The sequence below is a fragment of the Paenibacillus alkalitolerans genome (assembly GCF_016482785.1).
Classification (GTDB): domain Bacteria; phylum Bacillota; class Bacilli; order Paenibacillales; family YIM-B00363; genus Paenibacillus_AE; species Paenibacillus_AE alkalitolerans.
This window is the reverse complement of the sequence record NZ_JAEMXM010000002.1, coordinates 139,334-159,994: the sequence shown is the minus strand read 5'-3', so window position 1 is coordinate 159,994 and position 20,661 is coordinate 139,334. Positions and strand designations below refer to the sequence as shown.

At 48.6% G+C, this 20,661-nt stretch carries 27 protein-coding genes and 2 pseudogenes; 24 read left to right on the top strand and 5 right to left on the bottom strand.

Features of this window, described 5'->3' with window-relative positions; genetic code table 11:
- Window positions 1-36 precede the first annotated feature (36 nt).
- The 5 genes from JET16_RS04535 (at window position 37) to JET16_RS04515 (ending at window position 3,244) form a co-directional block, all read left to right on the top strand.
- Window positions 37-831, top strand: coding sequence for an RNA polymerase sigma factor (locus JET16_RS04535; RefSeq protein ID WP_199614466.1), 795 nt, complete (start codon window positions 37-39; stop codon window positions 829-831).
- Window positions 832-834: 3 nt separating this feature from the next.
- Window positions 835-1,845: a hypothetical protein gene (locus JET16_RS04530; RefSeq protein ID WP_199614465.1), complete on the top strand. Its 1,011-nt coding sequence runs from the start codon at window positions 835-837 to the stop codon at window positions 1,843-1,845.
- A gap of 253 nt (window positions 1,846-2,098) precedes the next feature.
- Window positions 2,099-2,410: an alpha/beta-type small acid-soluble spore protein gene (locus JET16_RS04525; RefSeq protein WP_199614464.1), complete on the top strand. Its 312-nt coding sequence runs from the start codon at window positions 2,099-2,101 to the stop codon at window positions 2,408-2,410.
- On the top strand, window positions 2,394-2,555 hold the full coding sequence (locus tag JET16_RS04520; RefSeq protein WP_199614462.1) for a hypothetical protein: 162 nt from the start codon (window positions 2,394-2,396) through the stop codon (window positions 2,553-2,555). Before JET16_RS04525 ends, JET16_RS04520 begins: the two co-directional genes overlap by 17 nt.
- 65 nt (window positions 2,556-2,620) lie before the next feature.
- On the top strand, window positions 2,621-3,244 hold the full coding sequence (locus JET16_RS04515) for a pyroglutamyl-peptidase I (RefSeq protein WP_325176614.1): 624 nt from the start codon (window positions 2,621-2,623) through the stop codon (window positions 3,242-3,244).
- Here the strand turns inward: JET16_RS04515 and modB are convergent.
- Together modB and modA are read right to left on the bottom strand one after the other, a co-directional pair.
- Window positions 3,241-3,906, bottom strand: coding sequence for a molybdate ABC transporter permease subunit (gene modB / locus JET16_RS04510; RefSeq protein WP_199614461.1), 666 nt, complete (start codon window positions 3,904-3,906; stop codon window positions 3,241-3,243). The genes JET16_RS04515 and modB overlap by 4 nt on opposite strands.
- Before the next feature lie 9 nt (window positions 3,907-3,915).
- Entirely contained in the window at window positions 3,916-4,764 is an 849-nt protein-coding gene (gene modA / locus JET16_RS04505; RefSeq protein WP_199614460.1) for a molybdate ABC transporter substrate-binding protein, read from the bottom strand.
- A 109-nt stretch (window positions 4,765-4,873) separates the two neighbouring features.
- On the opposite strand from modA, the gene JET16_RS04500 reads away from it, so the two are divergent.
- Window positions 4,874-5,158, top strand: a complete 285-nt coding sequence (locus tag JET16_RS04500) for a hypothetical protein (protein ID WP_199614459.1) — start codon at window positions 4,874-4,876, stop codon at window positions 5,156-5,158.
- Here JET16_RS04500 and pulA read toward each other — a convergent pair.
- A complete protein-coding gene (gene pulA, locus JET16_RS04495) occupies window positions 5,118-7,721 on the bottom strand; it encodes a type I pullulanase (RefSeq protein ID WP_199614458.1) in 2,604 nt (867 codons plus the stop codon). The two genes, JET16_RS04500 and pulA, sit on opposite strands and share 41 nt — an antisense overlap.
- Before the next feature lie 62 nt (window positions 7,722-7,783).
- Here pulA and JET16_RS04490 point away from each other — a divergent pair, with 62 nt between their 5' ends.
- The 14 genes and pseudogenes from JET16_RS04490 (at window position 7,784) to JET16_RS04425 (ending at window position 18,876) form a co-directional block, all read left to right on the top strand.
- Window positions 7,784-8,467, top strand: a complete 684-nt coding sequence (locus JET16_RS04490; RefSeq protein WP_199614457.1) for a metal-dependent hydrolase — start codon at window positions 7,784-7,786, stop codon at window positions 8,465-8,467.
- 1,046 nt (window positions 8,468-9,513) lie between these two features.
- Window positions 9,514-9,861, top strand: a pseudogene (locus JET16_RS04485) (carbohydrate ABC transporter permease); the annotation flags it as partial.
- A gap of 73 nt (window positions 9,862-9,934) precedes the next feature.
- Entirely contained in the window at window positions 9,935-11,032 is a 1,098-nt protein-coding gene (locus JET16_RS30750; protein WP_325176613.1) for an alanine racemase, read from the top strand.
- A gap of 29 nt (window positions 11,033-11,061) precedes the next feature.
- Window positions 11,062-12,663, top strand: coding sequence for an N-acyl-D-amino-acid deacylase family protein (locus JET16_RS04475; protein ID WP_199614456.1), 1,602 nt, complete (start codon window positions 11,062-11,064; stop codon window positions 12,661-12,663).
- 28 nt (window positions 12,664-12,691) lie between these two features.
- Complete coding sequence (locus tag JET16_RS04470) at window positions 12,692-13,156, top strand: RidA family protein (RefSeq protein WP_199614455.1); 465 nt, start codon at window positions 12,692-12,694, stop codon at window positions 13,154-13,156.
- A gap of 169 nt (window positions 13,157-13,325) precedes the next feature.
- Window positions 13,326-13,766, top strand: a pseudogene (locus tag JET16_RS04465) (ABC transporter substrate-binding protein); the annotation flags it as partial.
- A gap of 73 nt (window positions 13,767-13,839) precedes the next feature.
- Entirely contained in the window at window positions 13,840-15,264 is a 1,425-nt protein-coding gene (locus tag JET16_RS04460) for a recombinase family protein (RefSeq protein ID WP_199614453.1), read from the top strand.
- A gap of 205 nt (window positions 15,265-15,469) precedes the next feature.
- A complete protein-coding gene (locus tag JET16_RS04455; protein ID WP_199614452.1) occupies window positions 15,470-16,003 on the top strand; it encodes a hypothetical protein in 534 nt (177 codons plus the stop codon).
- Between the two features lie 30 nt (window positions 16,004-16,033).
- Complete coding sequence (locus JET16_RS04450) at window positions 16,034-16,309, top strand: hypothetical protein (RefSeq protein ID WP_199614451.1); 276 nt, start codon at window positions 16,034-16,036, stop codon at window positions 16,307-16,309.
- Between the two features lie 65 nt (window positions 16,310-16,374).
- The gene (locus JET16_RS04445; RefSeq protein ID WP_199614450.1) at window positions 16,375-17,100 is read left to right on the top strand and encodes a hypothetical protein; all 726 of its coding nucleotides are present in this window, start codon (window positions 16,375-16,377) and stop codon (window positions 17,098-17,100) included.
- A gap of 157 nt (window positions 17,101-17,257) precedes the next feature.
- Window positions 17,258-17,719, top strand: a complete 462-nt coding sequence (locus JET16_RS04440) for a hypothetical protein (RefSeq protein WP_199614449.1) — start codon at window positions 17,258-17,260, stop codon at window positions 17,717-17,719.
- Between the two features lie 203 nt (window positions 17,720-17,922).
- Window positions 17,923-18,072, top strand: coding sequence for a hypothetical protein (locus JET16_RS04435; protein ID WP_199614448.1), 150 nt, complete (start codon window positions 17,923-17,925; stop codon window positions 18,070-18,072).
- A 176-nt stretch (window positions 18,073-18,248) separates the two neighbouring features.
- Entirely contained in the window at window positions 18,249-18,665 is a 417-nt protein-coding gene (locus tag JET16_RS04430; protein WP_199614447.1) for a hypothetical protein, read from the top strand.
- 4 nt (window positions 18,666-18,669) lie between these two features.
- Window positions 18,670-18,876, top strand: a complete 207-nt coding sequence (locus tag JET16_RS04425; protein ID WP_199614446.1) for a hypothetical protein — start codon at window positions 18,670-18,672, stop codon at window positions 18,874-18,876.
- Between the two features lie 3 nt (window positions 18,877-18,879).
- Here JET16_RS04425 and JET16_RS04420 read toward each other — a convergent pair whose 3' ends face one another.
- A complete protein-coding gene (locus tag JET16_RS04420) occupies window positions 18,880-19,083 on the bottom strand; it encodes a YgiT-type zinc finger protein (RefSeq protein ID WP_199614445.1) in 204 nt (67 codons plus the stop codon).
- An 83-nt stretch (window positions 19,084-19,166) separates the two neighbouring features.
- Here JET16_RS04420 and JET16_RS04415 point away from each other — a divergent pair, with 83 nt between their 5' ends.
- Together JET16_RS04415 and JET16_RS04410 are read left to right on the top strand one after the other, a co-directional pair.
- On the top strand, window positions 19,167-19,325 hold the full coding sequence (locus tag JET16_RS04415) for a hypothetical protein (RefSeq protein ID WP_199614444.1): 159 nt from the start codon (window positions 19,167-19,169) through the stop codon (window positions 19,323-19,325).
- A 22-nt stretch (window positions 19,326-19,347) separates the two neighbouring features.
- Window positions 19,348-19,527, top strand: coding sequence for a hypothetical protein (locus JET16_RS04410; RefSeq protein WP_199614443.1), 180 nt, complete (start codon window positions 19,348-19,350; stop codon window positions 19,525-19,527).
- A 47-nt stretch (window positions 19,528-19,574) separates the two neighbouring features.
- Here JET16_RS04410 and JET16_RS04405 read toward each other — a convergent pair whose 3' ends face one another.
- Window positions 19,575-19,751, bottom strand: a complete 177-nt coding sequence (locus tag JET16_RS04405; protein WP_199614442.1) for a hypothetical protein — start codon at window positions 19,749-19,751, stop codon at window positions 19,575-19,577.
- Window positions 19,752-20,061: 310 nt separating this feature from the next.
- On the opposite strand from JET16_RS04405, the gene JET16_RS31230 reads away from it, so the two are divergent.
- Window positions 20,062-20,229, top strand: coding sequence for a DUF7667 family protein (locus JET16_RS31230; protein ID WP_456093978.1), 168 nt, complete (start codon window positions 20,062-20,064; stop codon window positions 20,227-20,229).
- 56 nt (window positions 20,230-20,285) lie between these two features.
- The gene (locus tag JET16_RS04400) at window positions 20,286-20,570 is read left to right on the top strand and encodes a hypothetical protein (protein ID WP_199614441.1); all 285 of its coding nucleotides are present in this window, start codon (window positions 20,286-20,288) and stop codon (window positions 20,568-20,570) included.
- The last annotated feature ends 91 nt before the right edge of the window (window positions 20,571-20,661 follow it).

The following is a 20,661-nucleotide window of genomic DNA, read 5'->3' as shown; positions in this document are numbered from 1 at the left end:
ATTGATCATATAAGGGGAGCGAAAGGAGCTTGACGCGTGCAGCAGTTGGCAGACAATGTTCAGGAAGAATTGAAATCATTGTCCGAAGAGCGGCTGACCGACTTGGCGAAAGAAGGCGACCGCCAGGCGTTCGGAGAGCTCGTGCGGCGAAGCCGTGCGAAGATGTACAGTTGGGCGCGCTCGCTTACTTATGACCATCATATGGCGGAGGACGTCGTGCAGGAGGCGTTGGTCCAAGCCTTTCTGCACGTCGGCCGGCTGGCGGACCACAGCCGGTTCACGCCGTGGCTGTCGAGAATCGTCCGCAATCAGGCGTATATGAAGCTGCGCCGCGGCGGCCCGTACGCGAAGGAACGGCCGTTCTCGAGCTTTGAGACAGGAGCTTCCGCCGCAGCTTTGCTCGGCGGCCGGCCGGCGGCGGTGGCCGTAATTGATGGAGAGGCGCACGATTGGCTAGACATCGACCGCGTTCTGTTCCACATGAGCCGCCATTCGGAAGCTGCCGCACGGGAAGAGCAGGATCCCGCCGCCGCTCTTATGCGCAAAGAGCTGGTGGACGGCATCAGGCAGCTTTTCGCTTGCTTGAGCGCACGGGAGAAAGAAATATTCGAAGCGCACTTCTTCCGGTATGTGACGCCTTATGAAATCGCCCTCGTGCTCGATACGCCGGTCGCGAACATCTACAACAGCATTTCCCGCGCCCGAGGCAAGCTGCAGCGCGAACGGCTCCGCCTGCATATCAGCATGTACGTCAAGCAGCGGCGCGACGCCGGAAAACCGAAAGCGAAGCTTCTCGCTCCTCCAATCTTATACCGTCCAAGGGAGTGTTAGGCTATGGGGAACCGCCCCGATTTCACGAACAACTTTAAGCACACGAATGTAACCGATACCGGTTCAATCTACTCGATCCTGCAATATACGGATTGGCAAAATCTATCTCTCGTTGAAGTTGCAGGATATACCGCGAACGCGTTCAGGATCATCATCGACCGCGAACGTGTGGACGTCGCCGGGTACTCGGCGTTTGAATGGCCGCTTCATCACGAAGAGCAGTTCGCGAATTTAGGCTTCCGCACCCGGTATGAAGGCGGGCCGACCGCAATCCCGCCGACACCGGAGGAGCTGGAACGGGCGCTCAAATTGATTCAGTGGAGTGTCGATAGAGGCATAGCTGTATTGGCGTGGGACCTGTTCGTGCCTGAATTCGGCATCATCTACGGCTACAATGATGAAACCCGCACTCTTCGCTGCCGCGATATTACTAAGGATGGCGAACTGCCGTATGACAAGCTGGGCCGCGGTCAAGTGCATGAACTGTACGTAATGGCCGTGACCGAAACGCTGCCTGTCGACAAACGGACGATGCTGCGCGGCGCGCTGAAGCTGGCGGTCCGGCATGCGCGCGAACAAGGTTATAAACGGGAAGACTCTCGATATCGCAACGGATTGGCAGGATATGACGCTTGGATCGAGGCGTTCGGAAACCGAAACGTCGATGTGTACGGCAACACGCTGCACGGGCTATACGTGTTTGACCAGCGATGTTTTGCGGCGCAATTCTTGAAGCAAGTCGCTTTGGAATATGAAGGCGAATCGTCTGCGGATAAACAGCTAAGTTCACTAGCCGGCAAGGCGGCCGTTCATTACGATAACGTCGCCGACCGGTTGGGCGAGTTCGTCGTCCGGTTCCCGTTTCCGAACGGAGGCGATCCGAACAACCCGGAGGAAGCTGCGGCGGCTGTCCGCATCCTAAGAGAAGCCCGGGCGGAAGAGGAGCAGGGCGTCCGGTTGTTGGAGCAGATGCTGCAAGTGCTTGACGACAATTCGAATGGATCAGCTATATGACGTTATATCAAGGAAACGGTGCATATTGTTACGCAAACTCAGCTCTAACCGCGGTTAAAATTTCCGGAAAAACACGGAAACCATAGGCGCCAACCCAACCAATACAATTAGCGGATTCATAAAATGGTAAGGAAATCACATCCTTGCATCCTCCATACACTTACCTCGGCTGCGGCCGGGGCTTTTTTGTTTTCTCATAATCCTTGCATCGAAGGAAACACTACGTGTATGCAACTATGAGGAGGGGTTATGAATGGCGCGTAGAAACCGCCGGCTGCTCGTTCCGCAAGCTGGCGACGCTATGTCCGCATTGAAGACGGATGTCATGAGGAGCGCCGGTTATGCGGTCGACCCGGCAAGACCGGATGCTGTGAAATATGAAGTTGCACGCGAGTTGAAAGTGCCGCTGGAACCGGGATATAACGGATCGTTGAGAACGGAGGAAGCAGGCAAAGTCGGAGGCGAAATCGGCGGAAAAATGGTGCGGGAGCTCATACGGCGGGCGCAGCAGCATTTGGCGGACGAGACGGGCGGGGGAGGTGGATCTCGTGGCGGAACGCGATAACTTTCAGCAAAAACGGCCCAGCAAGAGCTTCAACGAGCAAAAAAACATGGCCGAATTCGCGGAGGAAGAGACGACGCTTCGTCCCGGCAAAGCGAAGGAATTTCCGGCAAGCCTGAACAATATCAATAAAAAGCTCACGGATTGACCGTTCCAATGCGCTCCCTTACTATGAAGGTGAGCGCATTTGCACTAATCGGGGAGAGAAAGCATGTGATATTATTATTGACGGGCTTTGAACCATTCGGAGATCATCCCGAAAATCCGACGGAACGTCTGGTGCGGTCCTTGGATCGGAACGAATTCAAGAATGTCATATTGGAAACGGCCATATTGCCGGTCGTTTTCGATAAATGTGTGGTCAAGTTGATGGAAACAGTCGCAGCTGTCCGCCCCGATGCCGTTATCTGCTGCGGGTTGGCCGCCGGAAGAGCGGCCGTAACGGTGGAACGGATCGGAATTAATGTGAAGGATGTCGGCGACGGTACGGCAAGGAGAGACAATCGCGGAGCGGAACCCCATGGAGAACCGATCGTGCCCGGAGGACCGGACGGCCTGTTCGCTACCATTCCTGTGGAGCAGATCGTCCGGAACATCAAACACGCCGAAATCCCAGCCGAGATCAGCAATACGGCGGGAACCTATATATGCAACAACACGCTCTACGGTATATTGTATCAGGTGCGCGAGCGCCAGCTGCCGATCCGGGCAGGCTTCATACATTTCCCCGCAACGCCAGAGCTCGCACAACGGCCAGAGATGCCGTGCATGCCGCACGGTACGATGAAAAAAGCTTTGGAGATTGCGATACAAACGGTCGCCGCTTCAACTCATTAGTTTCGCCAGCGGCCGACTACAAACAAAAGCAGGAACGATATGGCGGCCATCACCGCGGACCAAGCCCACGCCAGCGAAAACTGTCCCGATTCTACAGCTATATAAATAGCCGAAGGGACGGTCTGCGTTCGTTCGGGTATGTTGCCGGCTACCATCAGCGTGGCGCCGAATTCACCGAGGCTGCGGGCAAAGGCGAGGATGAACGCCGCATAGAGCGAACGTCTGGCAAGCGGCAGCAGCACATAGCGAAGCAGCTGTCCAGGTGAGGCTCCCATGGAGCGGGCCGCATCCAGCAGCTCGTCCGGCACATCCTCGAAGCCGGATCGAGCGGTCATATAAGCTAAAGGAAAGGCAATGATGACCGATGCGATGACCGCGGCCGACGGAGTAAACAGGATGCCGGAATGCCATATGAGCTTAAGGAGCGGCTGGAGCGGACCGTTTTTGCCCAATACGAGCAGCAGCGAAAACCCGATCACGGTCGGAGGGAGAACGAGCGGAAGAAGAAACAGCGTCTCGAGCAGCGTCCTTCCGGTGAACCGGCGTTTTGCGAGTCCCCATGCGGCGGCGACTCCTATAATGAATGCGATGGTTCCGGACAGCGCCGCAACGCGCAGCGACAAAAACACCGGAACCCAGAACGATTCGGTAAACAAATTCAATCTACCGCCTTAACGGAGGTCAACAAAACCCATATCGGAAAATATGCGCATGGCCTCTTCTTCTTGTAAAAATGCGATAAAATCCGCAGCTTCCTCTTTATGCTCCGATTCGTCCACCAGACCGACCGGATAGACGGGCTGATCGTAACGATCGGCATCGGGGGCGAAAGCGACCTCGACCCGACCGGAAACGAGCGCGTCCGTCCGGTACACTAATCCGGCTTCCGCATTCCCCGTCTCCACGTAAGTCAACACGCTGCGCACGTCTTTTCCGAACACCAGTTTATCGGAAAGCGCGTCCCATAACCCGGCGCTGTCCAGCGCCTGTTTCGCGTATTGTCCCGCAGGAACCGTCTCCGGCTGCCCCAAAGCGATTGCGCCGAAGGTGTCTTCCTGCAGTTGTTCCAACGAACCGGGGACTTTGCCCGCGCCTTTCTTAACGATGACCACGAGCTGATTTCCCAGAAAACGCGAAACATTTTCCTTACGAATAAGCCCTTTCTCCGTCAATGCATCCATCTGTTCGGAGCCGGCGGACACAAAGATGTCGGCAGGAGCTCCTTGTTCGATTTGCCGCTGCAAAGTGCCGGAGGCAGCCAGATTGATCGATACTTCCACGTGCGGATGCTGCAATTCATATGCCGTCTCGATTTTTTTCATGCTTTCCGCCAAGCTTGCCGCCGCAAACACGAGCAGCGGAACGGGTTCCGAACCGGAATAGGAGGGCGGAGGCTGCGCTTCGCCCGGCAGACCGACATCGTTCCCGGAATGCGGAAATTCCGGTTGTTGTCCGCACGCCGCTGCGATCACTGCGGCCAATCCGAAGAGCGCGCATAGAAAACCATTTCGAAAAACCACAAACAGCACCTCGAAAAATGCAAGCAAGATTTCTCCATATCATATCATGTCCTCACCGCGAATACAGCCCGGACGCCGGGGACACGATAAAAACGGAGGAGGGAAGACAATGGAAGAGACGTTGATTGAAAAACTGAAACAATTTTACTTCGATTACCGGCAGACGGCGGATCCGGAGGAGAGCTTCTCGCTGGCGATGCAGACGATGCCGCATTTTGTTTTGCATACGGCGGGGCATATGGCCGATGAGAACGATCTCGAAGGAATTCGCAGCATCATTCGGCAATATGAAGAATTTTCTATTGCGCCTGAGGGAAGCAACGACTCCGTGCAGGAACGGTTCGAGAACGAGTTTAGAGAAGCCAGACGCAAGTCGCTAGAGCCGGTACAGTAAACTTGCGTTCGGGACATTCCGCGAGAGGGACGATCCCTGCCCGGACTCCGTCGCATAGAAGCTTCCAACGGCCGTGTACCGCTTCGGGAAGGACGATATCGGCCGGCGAACGGTTCCCGTTATGCGCAACCGCAACGGTTTGGGCATCGGTGCCATCGTCGTCTTGGCCTTTCAATGTATACAAAATCGTACCTTTGGACGAATCGTGGAAACGCAGCCGCCGCCGGATCTGCTCCGCGGTTCGCATCCTCAGCGCCGGGAACGTTTTTCTGATAGCGATCAACCCTTTTACATATTCCACCGTATCTTTATGGGCTTCCATCCGCTCCCAATCAAGACGGTTCATGTCGTCGGGAGAGCGGTAACTGTTATGCTCGCCGCCTTTCGTCCGGAAAAACTCTTGGCCCGCATGCAGGAACGGGATTCCCTGCGACGTGAGGACGATCGCCGTGGCGAGCCGGTGCATGCGCATTCGAATTTGTTCGGAATCATCCGGATTGGATAGCAAGAGTTTATCCCATAACGTATGATTGTCGTGCACTTCGGCGAAATTGACCGTTTGCTCCGGTTCGGAAGCGAAGCCGGCGATTGCACCACCGTATCTTATACCACCCGCGATGCCGGACTTGACGTCCTCGGCACGGATGCCGCCGCCGTTAACGAAGCCCCGTTCCCGTGCTCTAAATACACTTCCTTTCAACCCGTCGCGAAGCTTGTCGTGAAATTGGCCGATTTGCGGCATACGATGCGCGTTGCGTTGACTCGCTTTCTCATTCTCATCCAGCGCCGTTGGCAGAGACCAGCCTTCGCCGTAGACCAGGATCGAGGGATCGACCCGGTCGAGCGAGGCCCGGACCGCATTCATCGTCTCAACGTCGTGGATGCCCATCAAATCGAATCGAAACCCGTCGATATGATATTGCCTCGCCCAACGGACCACGGAATCGACGATCAGCTTGCGCATCATCGGCCGTTCGGACGCCGTGTCGTTGCCGACTCCCGTTCCGTCCGACGGGCGGCCGTCGGGCAAGTAACGGAAGTAGTATCCGGGCACCAGTGCCCCGAGATTCGAACGATCCGCAGAAAACATATGGTTGTATACTACATCCATGACCACGCGCAATCCTTTGGCGTGCATCGCTTGAACGAGCGATTTCAACTCCCGGATGCGCGCCGCCGGATCATAGGCGTCGCACGCGTACGATCCTTCCGGCGCGTTATAGTGTCCGGGATCGTACCCCCAATTGTACGATCGAGGAGGATCGGCCGTCTCGTCCACCGAGACGAAGTCGGCAACCGGCAGCAGCTGAACGTGCGTGACTCCGAGTCCGGCGATATAATCGAGACTTGTCGGCTCACCGTTCGGAGTCCGGGTTTCTCTCTCCGCAAGACCGGCATATTTGCCTTTCGCCCGAACGCCGCTTAACGGATGTACGGTTGCGTCCCGGACGTGCAGTTCATAAATAACGGAATCGACGGGGTGCGGCAAGGGGGGACGAGTGTCCGACTCCCATCCCGGCGGATTCGTCTCCGTCATATCGAGGATCGCTCCTTTGAGGCCGTTGACGGACAAAGCGTTGGCGTACGGATCGGTCGCTTCGTTCCATTCGCCTGCGACACGCACCAGGTATGTGTAAAATTGTCCGTGAAGATTTTGCCCGACGTCGGCCTTCCACGTTCCATGTTCCGCTCTGCCCATCGGGATCCCGCGCCCCTCCGCCGCATCCCAAGAATCGTACAGCATGACAACCGCCTCCGTTGCTGTCGGAGCCCATAAGCGAAACGAAGTGAGCGTTGGTGAACAGCTTGCGCCCAAGTCGTCTCCTTCATATGTGTACGCTTGAACAAATTGCGGGCTGTCGAACATGCCTGTCAAAGTGACGGGCGACGGTTCCCAACCGGCAATATGCAGTATGTATTCGTGAGATACATCCATCGGATGTTCCGTACGGATATGAAACATTCTCGCGCCAACGGACGTTTCAGGTTGATCGGCGGCAACCGCTTCTTCAATATTTACTTTGCGGCCATCTTCCGTTATATCGGTCAAAGAGAACATTCCCCGCACCTTGTCCGGGTCGGAAGCGGCGCAAGGAACATTGAGAGCCGCCTCAATTGTATTTTCATCGGTCATAACGGCGGAGACGATTCGGGCCGTTTTCCTCGAATGCGCCATCCGCTCATCTTCGTAGACGCGAGCGTCTCCTTGAATGATCCAAACCTCGGACGAACCGTCAGCATCCGCCCATTCTATGTACCGGTCTCCGATTTCGCGCTGATCCCATTCGTTCCCGCGCACGCTTTTTCTTATAATAAAACCGATTTTTGGCGAATGCTCCATCGAATCGACCGTGAAGCTGGCCGTAATTCCGAACTCGCCCGACTCCGAAAAACGATGCTCCGCACCTTCCCGGCCGTACGGCCACGCCCATATGTTCCAACCGTCGTAATTGCCGTCAAACCGGTAGTAGTGCAGCGTAACATGAACTTGCTCCGCTTGAATGAACAACGGTCTCTCCTCGCTTTCGATTCCGGGTGTCCATACCATTGTAAACAATTTCAAAAGCCATTACACGCATGGTATCATATGGGATGGACCGGACTAAACGATAAGGAGAGATAATTATGCGGATTACGTATCTTGGGCACTCGGGTTTCATTGCGGAGGGAGGCGGCAGGCGCGTTGCGATTGACCCTTTCCTCACCGGCAATCCGAAAGCCGCGATGGCGGCGGAACAAGTGAAGGTCGACGCTGTTGTGTTGACTCACGGCCACGGCGACCATTTGGGCGATGCGGTTGCCATCGCCAAGGCGAATGATTGTCCGATATTCGCGGTATTTGAATTGGCGGCATACTGCGCCGGCAAAGGCGCCAAGACGCACGGTATGAACACGGGCGGCTCGTTCGAAGAGAACGGCATAAGAGTCAAGTTCACTCCCGCGTTTCACAGCTCTTCCATCGAAGAAGGAGATACATTTCTATATGCCGGCCAAGCTGCGGGCGTGCTTCTAACGCTCGGCGGCAAGACGTTTTATCATACGGGAGATACGGCGCTGTTCTCGGATTTGAAGTTAATCGGCGAACGGCACCGCATCGACGTTGCGGCGCTTCCGATCGGCGATTATTTCACCATGGGTCCGGAAGATGCAGTCGATGCGGCGGTTTGGATCGGTGCGCGGCACGTCATTCCGGTTCATTACAACACGTTTCCGCTTATTGAGCAAAACGGGAACGCATTCGCCGCGCGTCTGGCGGAGAAGGGGATCCAAGGCCATCCGCTGCTCCCCGGGGAAACGTTGGAAGTGTAAGTTTGCATAGAACGATTCTGCTTCTTGGCCGGGACAATTTTCTTGCCAGGTCTGTCCCGCATCATAAGGTCAATTGTTGACCTAATATCAATTTGACCGTTCCGACCAAGTTGCAAGGTCAATATTGAGGCTTCGATTCATTGTTAACGCGAACTTGCAGTCGCTAATTTTTCGCTTACAGCGTATGTATCCGGCACTTTCGGCCCGCTGCGCCTTACTAACCGGAGAAAGTCCGGTTACAGCGCTCATTTTCGGCCGGCTGCGCCTTACTAACCGGAGAAAGTCCGGTTACAGCGCTCATTTTCGGCCGGCTGCGCCTTACTAACCGGAGAAAGTCCGGTTACAGCGCTCATTTTCGGCCGGCTGCGCCTTACTAACCGGAGAAAGTCCGGTTACAGCGCTCATTTTCGGCCGGCTGCGCCTTACTAACCGGAGAAAGTCCGGTTACAGCGCTCATTTTCGGCCGGCTGCGCCTTACTAACCGGAGAAAGTCCGGTTACAGCGCTCATTTTCGGCCGGCTGCGCCTTACTAACCGGAGAAAGTCCGGTTACAGCGCTCATTTTCGGCCGGCTGCGCCTTACTAACCGGAGAAAGTCCGGTTACAGCGCTCATTTTCGGCCGGCTGCGCCTTACTAACCGGAGAAAGTCCGGTTACAGCGCTCATTTTCGGCCGGCTGCGCCTTACTAACCGGAGAAAGTCCGGTTACAGCGCTCATTTTCGGCCGGCTGCGCCTTACTAACCGGAGAAAGTCCGGTTACAGCGCTCATTTTCGGCCGGCTGCGCCTTACTAACCGGAGAAAGTCCGGTTACAGCGCTCATTTTCGGCCGGCTGCGCCTTACTAACCGGAGAAAGTCCGGTTACAGCGCTCATTTTCGGCCGGCTGCGCCTTACTAACCGGAGAAAGTCCGGTTACAGCGCTTAGGGACACGTATCGAGATGACAGAATAGCTTATGCAGATGCCAATACTGATTTTATAAGGGGAGTACTGGAGAAACTCTCCTATTAAAAACGAAAGACCTCCCCTTCTCGGCGGTTTTCAACAACGACTATCCCCAAGGAAATTGAGGAGGCCGCCATGATCGACGGGTATGGCTGGTGGGGCATCTTCGGCAGAATGATTCTTCCGCTTTGTCTGCCGATTGCCGCGACGATTGCGATCATTGCATTTCTCCGGTTTTGGAATGATTTTTCTTTTGCGCTCGTATTCATGAATTCACAAGCGTTAAAGACGCTGCCTTTAAGCTTGTCGTTGTTCTCCGACGGCTTCGGGACGGATTACAGTCTCACGATGGGGGCGATGGCGGTGGCCGTCATTCCGACGATCGGCGCGTATTTATTGCTGCAAGAACAAATTATGAGAGGCATGATCGCAGGCGCGGTGAAGGGCTGAAACGGCGTGAGCGACCGGCTGCCGGAATTACTGCGGCCTGCCTTAATGTATCCCAATCGAGGTGAAGAACGTGGTGACTGATCGGCTTGAGACCCCTTGCATCGTCGTCGATGCGAATCAGATGCGGTGCAACATACGCCTCATGGCGGAAAGAATCGATTCTTGCGGCGTCGCCCTCCGGCCGCATGCGAAGACGCATAAAATTCCTGAAATCGCCAAGCTCCAGATCGAAGCGGGGGCGGCCGGCATTACGGTTGCGAAGCTGTCGGAGGCCGATGTGATGGAAGCCGCGGGAATCCGGGATATCTTCATCGCGTACCCCGTCGTCGACCCGGTCAAGCTCGAGAAGGTCGCCCGCATGAGCAGCCGCATTCGGCTCATAGTCGGCGTCGACAGCCTCGAAGGCGCGTCGCGAATTTCCGCGGCGGCGTTACGAGGCGGCGTACGCATAGCGGTCCGGCTCGAGGTCGATACCGGGCTTCGCCGTACCGGAGCGCCTTACGAAGCGGCTGTTGAACTTGCCCGCCGTCTCAACGGAATGGAAGGCTTGGATTTTCGCGGCATCTATACGTTTCGAGGGAACGTATTGAACGGTCGGCCGACTTTGGAAGTAGAGGAAGCCGGGGCGGAGGAGGGCAGACTGATGGTTGCCCTTGCGGAGAGAATTCGCGCGGAAGGCGTTGAAGTGAAAGACGTGAGCATCGGATCGACGCCGACGGCGCCGTATGCCGCGAAAGTGCCAGGCGTCACGGAGGTTCGGCCGGGGACTTACGTGTTTAACGATCGTATGCAAGCGGCTTTAGGGACTTGCGGATTAGCGGAGTGCGCCGCGAAGGTGCGCGTCACGCTCGTCAGCAGACCTTATCCCGACTTAATCGTCGTCGACGGCGGCAGCAAGACGTTCGCGACGGATGTGCAGCCCGATACGAGACCGCTGCAGCTTCAAGGCTTCGGCTATATCGAGGAGCTGCCGCACGCGGTGTTCGAGCGCATGTCCGAAGAGCACGGCATGATTCGAGTTCGGCCGGAAGACGTCTTAGAGGTCGGGGATGTGCTCCATATCGTGCCGAATCATGTTTGCAGTACGGTCAATTTGCATAATAACCTTGTGCTTCTCGACGAAGGGCGGGAACGTGTCGTACCGGTCGCCGCAAGGGGCATGCTGACATAAGTCGGGAGGAAACGGGAGGCAACGATTCCATGCTGGACACGATTATTAAGAACGGCAGAATTGCGGACGGCACCGGCAACCCTTGGTATTACGGCGATATTGGCATTCAGGGCGGCAAGATCGCGATGGTGGGCACCGTAGAGCAGGAGGCGGCTCACGTTATCGACGCTCGCCGGCTCGTCGTCGCTCCCGGTTTCATCGACGGTCACTGCCATTCCGATTTGATGATTCTTAATTACCCGCAGTGCGATATTAAGTTAAGTCAGGGAGTAACGACCGAAGTCGTCGGCAACTGCGGGTTGGCGCCGGCCCCCTGCTTGGAACCGTACGGGAAGCAACTGCAGGAATATGTGCAGCCGATCCTCGGCGGCACGCGGGAGTGGTCGTGGCGCACGATCGGCCAATACATCGACGCGCTTGCGAAGAGACGGCCGTCGGAGAACGTGTCGACGTACGTGGCGCACGGCGCGCTCCGAATCGCGGTGATGGGATTCGCCGACCGCCCGGCGAGCGGCCGGGAGCTCGACCGGATGAAGGCGTTGCTCGAAGAAGGGCTGCAAGCGGGAGCGATCGGATTGTCCATCGGATTGTTATACGCGCCCGGGAGCTACGCCGCGAAAGAAGAAATCGCCGCGCTTTGTTCCGTCCTTCCGAAGTACGGCGGCTTATTCTCGACGCATGTTCGGGGGGAAGGCAACCGGTTGGTGGAATCCGTGAAGGAAGTGATTTGGATTGCGCGCCATGCGGGAGTGCCGCTGCATATCAGCCACTTGAAGGCTGCCGGCAGGCGGAACTGGGGGAAGGCGGAGGCGGCGATGGAGCTCATATCCGATGCCCGGTCGCAAGGTATGGACGTTACTTGCGACGTCTATCCGTACAACGCCAGCTCTACGATGCTGACAACCCTACTGCCGCCCTGGGCGTTGGAAGGCGGCTTGAAGAAGATGTTACTCCGGCTTCGGGATCCTTCGATTCGGGAGAAGGTGAAGGCGGAACTCGCCGAGGAGCGGGAGGATTGGGATAATCTGGTTTGTTCGACCGGCTGGGATAAGGTGTTTATCGCTTCGGTGCGGACGGAATCGAACCGGCCGGTCGAAGGAAAGCACATCGCGGAGATTAGCGAAATGCGGGGGGTCCACCCCGCGGAATGCGCGATGGACCTGTTGTTGGAGGAGGACGCGCAAATTTCCATCGTTTATTTCCTCATGTCCGAGGGCGACGTCAAGCAGGTCGTGACTTGGAGCCATTCCTTGATCGCTTCCGACAGTCTTCACTGCGATACCGGGAAGCCTCATCCTCGATTGTACGGCTCATTCCCCCGCGTCTTCGCTAAGTACGTTCGCGAGGAACGGGCGCTAACGCTGGAGCAGGCGGTCCGGAAGATGACCTCCTTCCCCGCGCAGCGGTTCAAGCTCGGCCGGCGCGGGCTGGTCGTGCCGGGCTACGCGGCGGATCTGGTCGTGTTCGACCCCGAAGCGATACAAGATCATGCCACGTATCGCGATCCGAAACAAGCGCCGAGCGGAATCGGTCACGTGTTGGTGAACGGAACGCTAACGATGCGCGAAGGGGTTCATACGAACGCGAAAGGCGGCGTATTCGTGCCGGCCCGCCGCTGTTGCACTCACTAACTTGATTGTGATAAAAGGGGCTGAAGAAATGTCCGTTGCGGAACAACGGCTCTTAGAACTCGGCATTACGCTGCCTGTTCCGGGAGAACCGAAATTTTCCTATATTCCTTGCAGTCGAACGGGGAATCTCTTGTACTTATCCGGCCAAGATTGCCGAATCGACAATGTATTGATGTACGAAGGGAAGCTCGGGGCGGAGTTGACCGTCGAACAGGGACAGGAGGCGGCGAGGCAAGCGATCGTCAACTGCTTGGCGGTGATAAAGGCGTATCTGGGCGATCTGGATCGCGTCGTCAAGATCGTCAAGCTGCTCGGGTTCGTGAACAGCGCGCCGGGCTTTGCCGGTCAGCCATATGTCATGAACGGGGCTTCCAACCTTCTGGTTGACGTCTTCGGCGAGGCGGGGCGGCACGCCCGATCGGCGATCGGCACGAACGCTCTGCCGTTCCATACGCCGGTGGAGATAGAAATGATCGTAGAAATTCGCGATTGAGAAACCTTGATTGGCCATACGGCCTTTCAAGGTTTTTATTTTGAAAACAAGCTGACATCGCCAAAGCTGCAACCAAGTGATCAAATACTTTCTCCTTTCACCGCCGTCTGGGCTAACGCATATGATGGATACACATGACATTTACATGTTGAAAGGAGTAACGATGGCGATGGAAGCAAGCTTGAGGCGACCCGTGAAAATAGCGGCAATTATCGTTCTCTGCATCGTCACGCTCGCAGCGGCCGCATGCTCGAACGGTTCTAAGGAACCGGAGAAGGTGCGGATCGGCGAAGTGACAAGATCGATTTTTTATGCGCCAGAATATGTGGCGATTAGCCAAGGATTCTTTACGGAGGAGGGGTTGGAGGTTGAGTTGACGACCACGTTCGGCGGCGATAAGACGATGACTGCGCTGCTGACGGATGCGATCGATATTGCGCTGGTCGGCTCCGAAACGTCCATCTATGTTTACAACCAAGGGGCGGAGGATCCGGTGATCAACTTCGCGCAGTTGACCCAAACCGACGGGACGTTCCTTGTCGGGCGAAACCCGGACGACAATTTCTCGTGGGATAAGCTGAAAGGAAGTACGTTCTTGGGTCAGCGCAAATACATTTTAGTGATACCCAATTACGATACTCTGTGCTATTATTATAAGCAAATAATGGACAAGGTGATAGTGAATGAAAGCAGCGATATATGCACGTGTAAGTACCGATGAACAAGCAACTAAAGGTAATTCGATTCCAGAACAAATTGATCGCGGTCAAGCTTATTGTAAAGCAATGGGATATGTTGATGTCGATGTATACATAGATGACGGATACTCTGCAAAAGACATGAACCGTCCTGACCTCAAACGAATGTTAGATAACTCCAATAAGTACAAGTTAATCGTTACCACAAAAGTAGACCGCTTATGCCGTAACCTACTCGACTTATTGACTATCGTTGACGATTTCGATTCTAATCAAGTTGCCTACGCATCTGTAAGCGAAAGTTTTGATACCTCAACACCTGCTGGACGAATGGTGTTACAAATCCTTGGTGCATTTGCTGAATTTGAACGTGAACGAATCAGAGAACGTGTTAAAGATAACATGAAATCAATCGCACGGAAGACAAATAAAGTGTTGGCTCGTCCTTGTTTCGGTTATGACATTATTGATGGTCAGTATGTAATCAATCAGGAAGAAGCTGAACATCTTAGGAATATGGCACAATGGGCAATTGAAGGTTGGGGAGCATTAAAAATTGCTAAAGCCTTAAAAGGTGTAACCACGAAAGAAGGAAAACCGTTTAGCGAAGGTTCGGTAAGAAAGTTGTTGCATCGTGAAACTATCGCCGGGATGTTTGTTTATAATCGTACTTACAATCACAAAGGAAAAATATTAACCCGACCAAAGGAAGAATGGATTATAAATGAAAATCATCATGAACCGATTATCGATAAAGAAACATTTGAACAACTTCAACTTGCATTAAATTCTCGTGGAATAGCAAAAAAGCAAGCCGATAATGAAAGATGGCTCCTATCTGGAATGGTCACATGTGAACATTGCGGTTCTAAGATGGTTGGACAACATCGTAAGAAAGGGAAACGTGAATACTTCCAATACCTATGCTCTAATTACCACAAAAAAGGTGGATGCTTCCGACATTACATTAACCGCAATGATATTGAGGAATTGACAATAAAGAAAGTGCTTAGTTTTGAAGTCAATACTGGGAGCAAAGAATTTGTCTCTTTAGATGCATCCAGAGTTGAGGATGTTGATCTAAATGAATTACAGGAAAAACTCAAGAAAATCAATAAGAAAATGCAGCGACAAATTGAACTGTATGAAGATGAGGAAATATCGAGAGAAGACTTTCGAGAAGCTAAAGCGCGAATTGAAAAGGATCGGGCATCATTGTTAGAGGAAATCGAGAAAGCAAAAGAAGGTTCTAATGTTCAGTTACAGAAAAAGTTGAAAAGTCGAATAGATAATTTGAAGGATGACTTGCTATCCGATGATCGGAGTAAAGCAAAGAATGCCATTAGACAATTAGTACACCAAGTAAAAGTAACAAATGGAGATTCATTCAATGTAGTTTACAAACTTTAATTTTGACCATACGACACTTACCGTTGTGTAGGTGTCTTTTTATATACCCTCACACACATCTACCCTCAACAACCTACAAACGCACGCCAAATTTGGGCTTTTGCTGACGTGTAGAATACCATCCTAAGATTATTATTCACCTATGTAAAATTACATGGTATCATCTTCCTATATTGATTGAAGGAAGTGGCCTGAAAAAACTTATATGATTGAATACATTGAAAAATTCGAAGGAATAATTGGTGCATTGTTAGGTGTCATTGTTACTTTAATAGTAACTCATATTCTCAGAAACTCTGGAAAAATAAAAATGTTTCTAGTTCATCAAAAGGTCAAGTTAGAAAAAGAAGTAGTTAGTAATATTGGTGATACTCGTTATGATGAAGTAGATAAATCAGAGGCTAAATATTGTAACATTGAAGTTGTGCTAGAAATATATAATGGCTCTGAAGTAAGTAAGATTTTTCGTGATATTAAAATTTGTTTTTATAGAAATAAAGAACTTCAATATTCAATTACTCCCGATGATAAGGCAACCAAAGTAAGCGGACAATATTGGACTACTTATGATGAAGCATTAAATATTAATGTACCTGCAAAACAAATTTCCGTTTTGGAATTGAGGAAATATATTAGGTTTGAAGATTCCATAGACAAACTGAAAAATTCGGATTCTATATATATCGAGATGAGAAATCACAATAGTAAAAAATATCGACTGAAGATTGCAGCTATTTAAAATACGTATTTATTAGGTGAAGTTGAATTTATGAAAAATAATCCGCTTGATGAATTCACGAAGAAGCGATTAAAGATTGAAGATTATGTATTAGTGGAAGATGAAACCCGAGGAAAGTACCACCGCATTTTTGAAGTTTATCACGACGACAATGAAATTTATACTCTTGAAAAATACACTGTTGATTTAAACACTGGGGAAAGAGTAGATGAAAATCAAATATATTTAAATGTTTGGGATGCAGAGAAAATCATCCAATCATTGCAATCGTATATTGAAAAACGATCAAAGAATAACCGGAAGTAATATTTCCAAACAGATGGGGAACTAATCCTCTCTGTAGTTAATTTTGCTTCTATGGAGAGTGGAACATGGAGGATAAACTAAAGTTTAGCTCAATGGAAATTATCCAACATTTTGAATCACAAGAGATCAAAGTATTAAAGGGCTATTCAGGCGAACCAAATATAATATTTGAATCAGACAATGGTGATGGTTTCAAACAATTTCTTCAATTAGCCACAGAATTAAATGTATCTCATGTGTTTATCGATGTCTCCGTATTAGAAGAAGATGATATTGAAATGGCACTTATCTCTGATGATGATTTAATCGAAGCAGGTATCCTAATTGATTATCTCCCTAAAGTAAAGGACGATGTTGATGAATACAATGAAAAACTTAATGCATTGAGAAAAAATGTCGGAGAAGAATTGATGATCGATCTTGTCTTTGCACATCAAGGAATTTTATATTCCTATAACATGAATGAGAATAGTGACAGGCTTGATCTAATGGGCGAAATGGAATCATTCATTGAAACATTAAAAAAAGAGCATGAAGCAAGTATTCGTGAACACGAAGATAAACATCGAACACTCATAAATGAAAATAAAGAGAAGGTATTAGAACAGTTAGAGGCAGATATATTGAATGATGATGGATTTAGAAAATGTACTAATTCCAATTTGAGAAAGAGTTACGCAATCAATATTTATAAAAAAGAAATTGAGTACTTTTCTAAAAATCGAATTGCTCCTTCAGAAATAACAAATACAGTTGAAATTGCATGGCGCAAGTTCAAAGAAAAAAATTGATCGAGCTGACCACTTTGTAAAATCAGAGTGGTTTTTTTATTGTCAAATTTTACTTGTATAAATCCTCATCATCCCGATGCTACAATAATTATATATGGTAATTAATGTAAAAAAATACGGTATTTTATTTTAATTTATCTTTAAAAGGAGCATCCAGATGAGCAGAAGAAAGCAGAAAAAAGAGTTTGTTGAATACTCAGTAAGAAATCATATGATTAAAGATTTATTAGACGCAATTTTAAAAGTGCATAATATAGACATACAGGAATTTCCCCTTGAAGTAATTCCCCAAATGGAAAGAATCGTTAAAGATGAGGACATCCAAGATATTTTTACATCTTTTAATATCTCAGAATATTACATTGGCAATATTGATCTAATAAACAAAGTAATAGATAAGTATAAATTTCCCTTAAGACAAGATGAAATAATGTTCTGCTTATATATGTTGTTTAATGATAAGCAATGGCTGAAAAGTAGAATCATTTCATTACAGGGGCAAGTCAATCAAAAAGTAATGGATCGCGATGAGAAGTGGATAAATCAAGAACAAAAACGATTACTGACAAAGACCAATTACCAATTGTTTTTGATCCAATACACATTATGCAAATTATGAATAAAGGGAGAAAACAGATTTACGACTGGTTAAATGAAATAGAAAAAATGGATAAATCGAATAAGCCATTCCCTCTGAAACGTGTTGGTCGCGAGTTTAAGATCTCACGAGGTAAATTTTTTGACTGGTTAGATAATTAATCTGTAATGTTATATGTCCCTGTCCGTGAACTATTTAATTTTGATTTAAAGGAGCATCTTAGAATGAACGAAATGCCTGATAAGACCAAAAAAGTTAAGAACAAGCCGACAAAATGCACATTTGTATTCAAAAACTATACTAATATTGCTGATTACAGAAAATTCATAGAAACAGTAAAAGAGATGATTGTCGAAGATATCAAGCGTGGATGACAGCCGATACAGTGGAAGAACTGGTAAAAGAACTGCAACAGGTAAAACGCGATCATATAGAAATAAAATTACAGTTTGGTGATCCAATACCTGAACTTAATGATAATTAAGGATGTTTTGTAATACTTCCTGCCACTTTTCTACTTTTAATTTACACTTAAAAGGAGCAACTTAGAATGAGCCGACAAAGAAAGCAGAAGAAAGAATATGTAGAGTGTGTGGACTATTTGGTGTCAAGAAAGAAAACTTTTGCGAAGGAAAAGCAGAAGGTGATTCAACAGTATTACGAAGAAGATGAATCCTTAGTAACTGAATCTTTGGTTAATGGTAAACCATTTACAGTAAGAGTAGTAGGTGAACTTTCAGAAGTAGCAAAGGAAAATTTTAACAAATCAATGCAGAAGGAATTTATTGAGAATTTTTACAGTAAGCTGCCCAAGATAGAAGATGAAGAATTACTGAATCGACTTTATTTATGGTTTGTTGCAAAATTCTGGAGTGGTGAAGTCAATGAGGAGATGCAACAACAATTAGATGAAGATTTAAAAGAGTACTATTTGCGGAAACATGGACGAGAGAAGAATGGTGAGTAACAACATGGTTAAAATGATCGGAAAAAGCGGGAAAGAGTATGACGTTACTATTTCCTTTGTCGATAAATTTTCTTTAGAGCCACTTGGAGACGATCCTGATGAAGTATTTACTAAGTTACCATTGGAACGACAAGTACAGTTCAAAGCATTGTGTCTTCAAGCGATAACAGGAAAAGTACATGTTGTTAAGACAGGTAAGCAAAATGAATAATAATTAAGATTGCTCATCAATTTGAGTTTCAATGTACATCATAGCATCATGAGACAAAGACAATGCGCCGCATTTTGTGCATTTAAGTGTAGGTATATCCTTAACGACGATTTGCTTATTGTTTCTGCTGAATTTTTCACTCATTAAAATCTCAACGTGCTCATTGTTTCCGCATTCTGGACAGGAAAAATACTCAAAACGTGTCATGATATCCGCTCCAATTTGTTTAATTGATTATTGGTCGGTGACAAAGTATTTGCAACAAAGATAAACAGAAAGAGGTATGTAAGATGGAGAAGAAGAAACATGTAAAACAAACGAAGAAACCGAAGCAGAAAAAGGAGTTATATCTTGAAGAAGAAATATTTCTTAATAAATTTCATTTAAAAGACTATATATTAAATGAATATAAAATCTACTTGGAAAGCTATAAATTAAGGATGAGATAGACAAAAGGTGGCCTAGATCCGGATGACAAACAACAAAGATAATATTAAATCAAAGTATAAGAAAATCCCGATTAAAAACAGAACAATCTTGAAAGAAATTGATCTAGATGAATTTTTAATCCAAGATTTAACTATCTGCTTACAGATGGATGAAAAGAAACGATTAGATCAATTGTTGAAACAGCAAATTGAACAGAAGTGAAGTTAAGAGATGGGACTAGTTCCCATCTCTTTTTTTGTACTGGACTCTTATTTTTGTAATTGAAGCAGGATTGTTTGCGATTCTTTAGGTAATACAGTCGAATGTTCATAAACCTTCATTAAATACCTAATAACATCACTTTCATTACTTAGTTTTAGATGGTCTTTAAGTTTTTGTAGGTCATCTTTTACATCAGATTGAACCATGACACTTTTGCGTTCCACTTTATCTCTCCTTTCAACTATAGTATAGCATGTCCTGTATACAAAAGTAATATAAATATGTACAAATATTTTGATATTGAACACAAGGGAGTTGACAATGTATTCATTATGCCATATTATGATTACATAACAACGTTATATGTATTCAAACGCTTCCCATCACCCATCCTAGGCAGGATGATGTTCATATAGATGCTTTCCTTAATGCACATTGACAATCAAATTTTCAACATCTTAGAAGGAGACTGATGATGTATGAAGATCCATCCAGTACACCAACGCTTGGCTGAGTTAACGTCAAACAAAAGGATTGTCTCAAGATGAGGAGTTGGAACTGTACCATTGCCTGAAAGCCAATATTTCATTGTGTTTCCAAGCAGCTTACCTACACTATACTTCAAAAATTGCTTTAAAAATTGGAGACGTGGATTGGCAGAATGAAATTAAAATTACGGAAAACGACATGAATCTGTATTAAGCAGTGGATTCGCAATGGCATCATCATTAATCACCATTCTAAGGAGAGTGCCAATCATGAAATATGCAGCAATCCAGTTCCGGGACACGAAGAAGAAAAAACATGTATATTTTTACGGTTCGGAAAAGGTAGTCAAGGCCAAATTCTTGGAATTAAAGCCGCTTACTAAGTCGTTGAATATCTGGTCTGGTGATTATCTAGGAATGCGTAGTTTTAAGGATTATGCGAGTTTTAATCGGTATATACAGTTTAAGAAAGGGATCGAAGGAATTGTGTTTATCGAATTGACCGATAAAAAAGAAAAAGCCGTTGACGAAGTATCAACGACAATAACAAAGTAAATTAAGTTTAGCACAAGGGGAGGGTTATTTGTCAATCCTCCCTTTACATAAAATAAATATTGACATGATTAACAATTTTTAATAGATTGAA

What these genes read in the sequence shown, in the direction of transcription:
- JET16_RS04440 (WP_199614449.1), top strand. Translation starts at nt 17,258, where the DNA reads ATGAGCAGAAGAAAGCAGAAAAAAGAGTTTGTTGAATACTCAGTAAGA.
- JET16_RS04460 (WP_199614453.1), top strand. Translation starts at nt 13,840, where the DNA reads ATGAAAGCAGCGATATATGCACGTGTAAGTACCGATGAACAAGCAACT.
- JET16_RS04410 (WP_199614443.1), top strand. Translation starts at nt 19,348, where the DNA reads ATGACAAACAACAAAGATAATATTAAATCAAAGTATAAGAAAATCCCG.
- JET16_RS04415 (WP_199614444.1), top strand. Translation starts at nt 19,167, where the DNA reads ATGGAGAAGAAGAAACATGTAAAACAAACGAAGAAACCGAAGCAGAAA.
- JET16_RS04450 (WP_199614451.1), top strand. Translation starts at nt 16,034, where the DNA reads ATGAAAAATAATCCGCTTGATGAATTCACGAAGAAGCGATTAAAGATT.
- JET16_RS04445 (WP_199614450.1), top strand. Translation starts at nt 16,375, where the DNA reads ATGGAGGATAAACTAAAGTTTAGCTCAATGGAAATTATCCAACATTTT.
- JET16_RS04420 (WP_199614445.1), bottom strand. Translation starts at nt 19,083, where the DNA reads ATGACACGTTTTGAGTATTTTTCCTGTCCAGAATGCGGAAACAATGAG.
- JET16_RS04470 (WP_199614455.1), top strand. Translation starts at nt 12,692, where the DNA reads ATGTCCGTTGCGGAACAACGGCTCTTAGAACTCGGCATTACGCTGCCT.
- JET16_RS04455 (WP_199614452.1), top strand. Translation starts at nt 15,470, where the DNA reads ATGATTGAATACATTGAAAAATTCGAAGGAATAATTGGTGCATTGTTA.
- JET16_RS04525 (WP_199614464.1), top strand. Translation starts at nt 2,099, where the DNA reads ATGGCGCGTAGAAACCGCCGGCTGCTCGTTCCGCAAGCTGGCGACGCT.
- JET16_RS04500 (WP_199614459.1), top strand. Translation starts at nt 4,874, where the DNA reads ATGGAAGAGACGTTGATTGAAAAACTGAAACAATTTTACTTCGATTAC.
- JET16_RS04400 (WP_199614441.1), top strand. Translation starts at nt 20,286, where the DNA reads ATGAAATATGCAGCAATCCAGTTCCGGGACACGAAGAAGAAAAAACAT.
- JET16_RS04430 (WP_199614447.1), top strand. Translation starts at nt 18,249, where the DNA reads ATGAGCCGACAAAGAAAGCAGAAGAAAGAATATGTAGAGTGTGTGGAC.
- JET16_RS04490 (WP_199614457.1), top strand. Translation starts at nt 7,784, where the DNA reads ATGCGGATTACGTATCTTGGGCACTCGGGTTTCATTGCGGAGGGAGGC.
- JET16_RS04425 (WP_199614446.1), top strand. Translation starts at nt 18,670, where the DNA reads ATGGTTAAAATGATCGGAAAAAGCGGGAAAGAGTATGACGTTACTATT.
- JET16_RS04530 (WP_199614465.1), top strand. Translation starts at nt 835, where the DNA reads ATGGGGAACCGCCCCGATTTCACGAACAACTTTAAGCACACGAATGTA.
- JET16_RS04435 (WP_199614448.1), top strand. Translation starts at nt 17,923, where the DNA reads ATGAACGAAATGCCTGATAAGACCAAAAAAGTTAAGAACAAGCCGACA.
- JET16_RS04475 (WP_199614456.1), top strand. Translation starts at nt 11,062, where the DNA reads ATGCTGGACACGATTATTAAGAACGGCAGAATTGCGGACGGCACCGGC.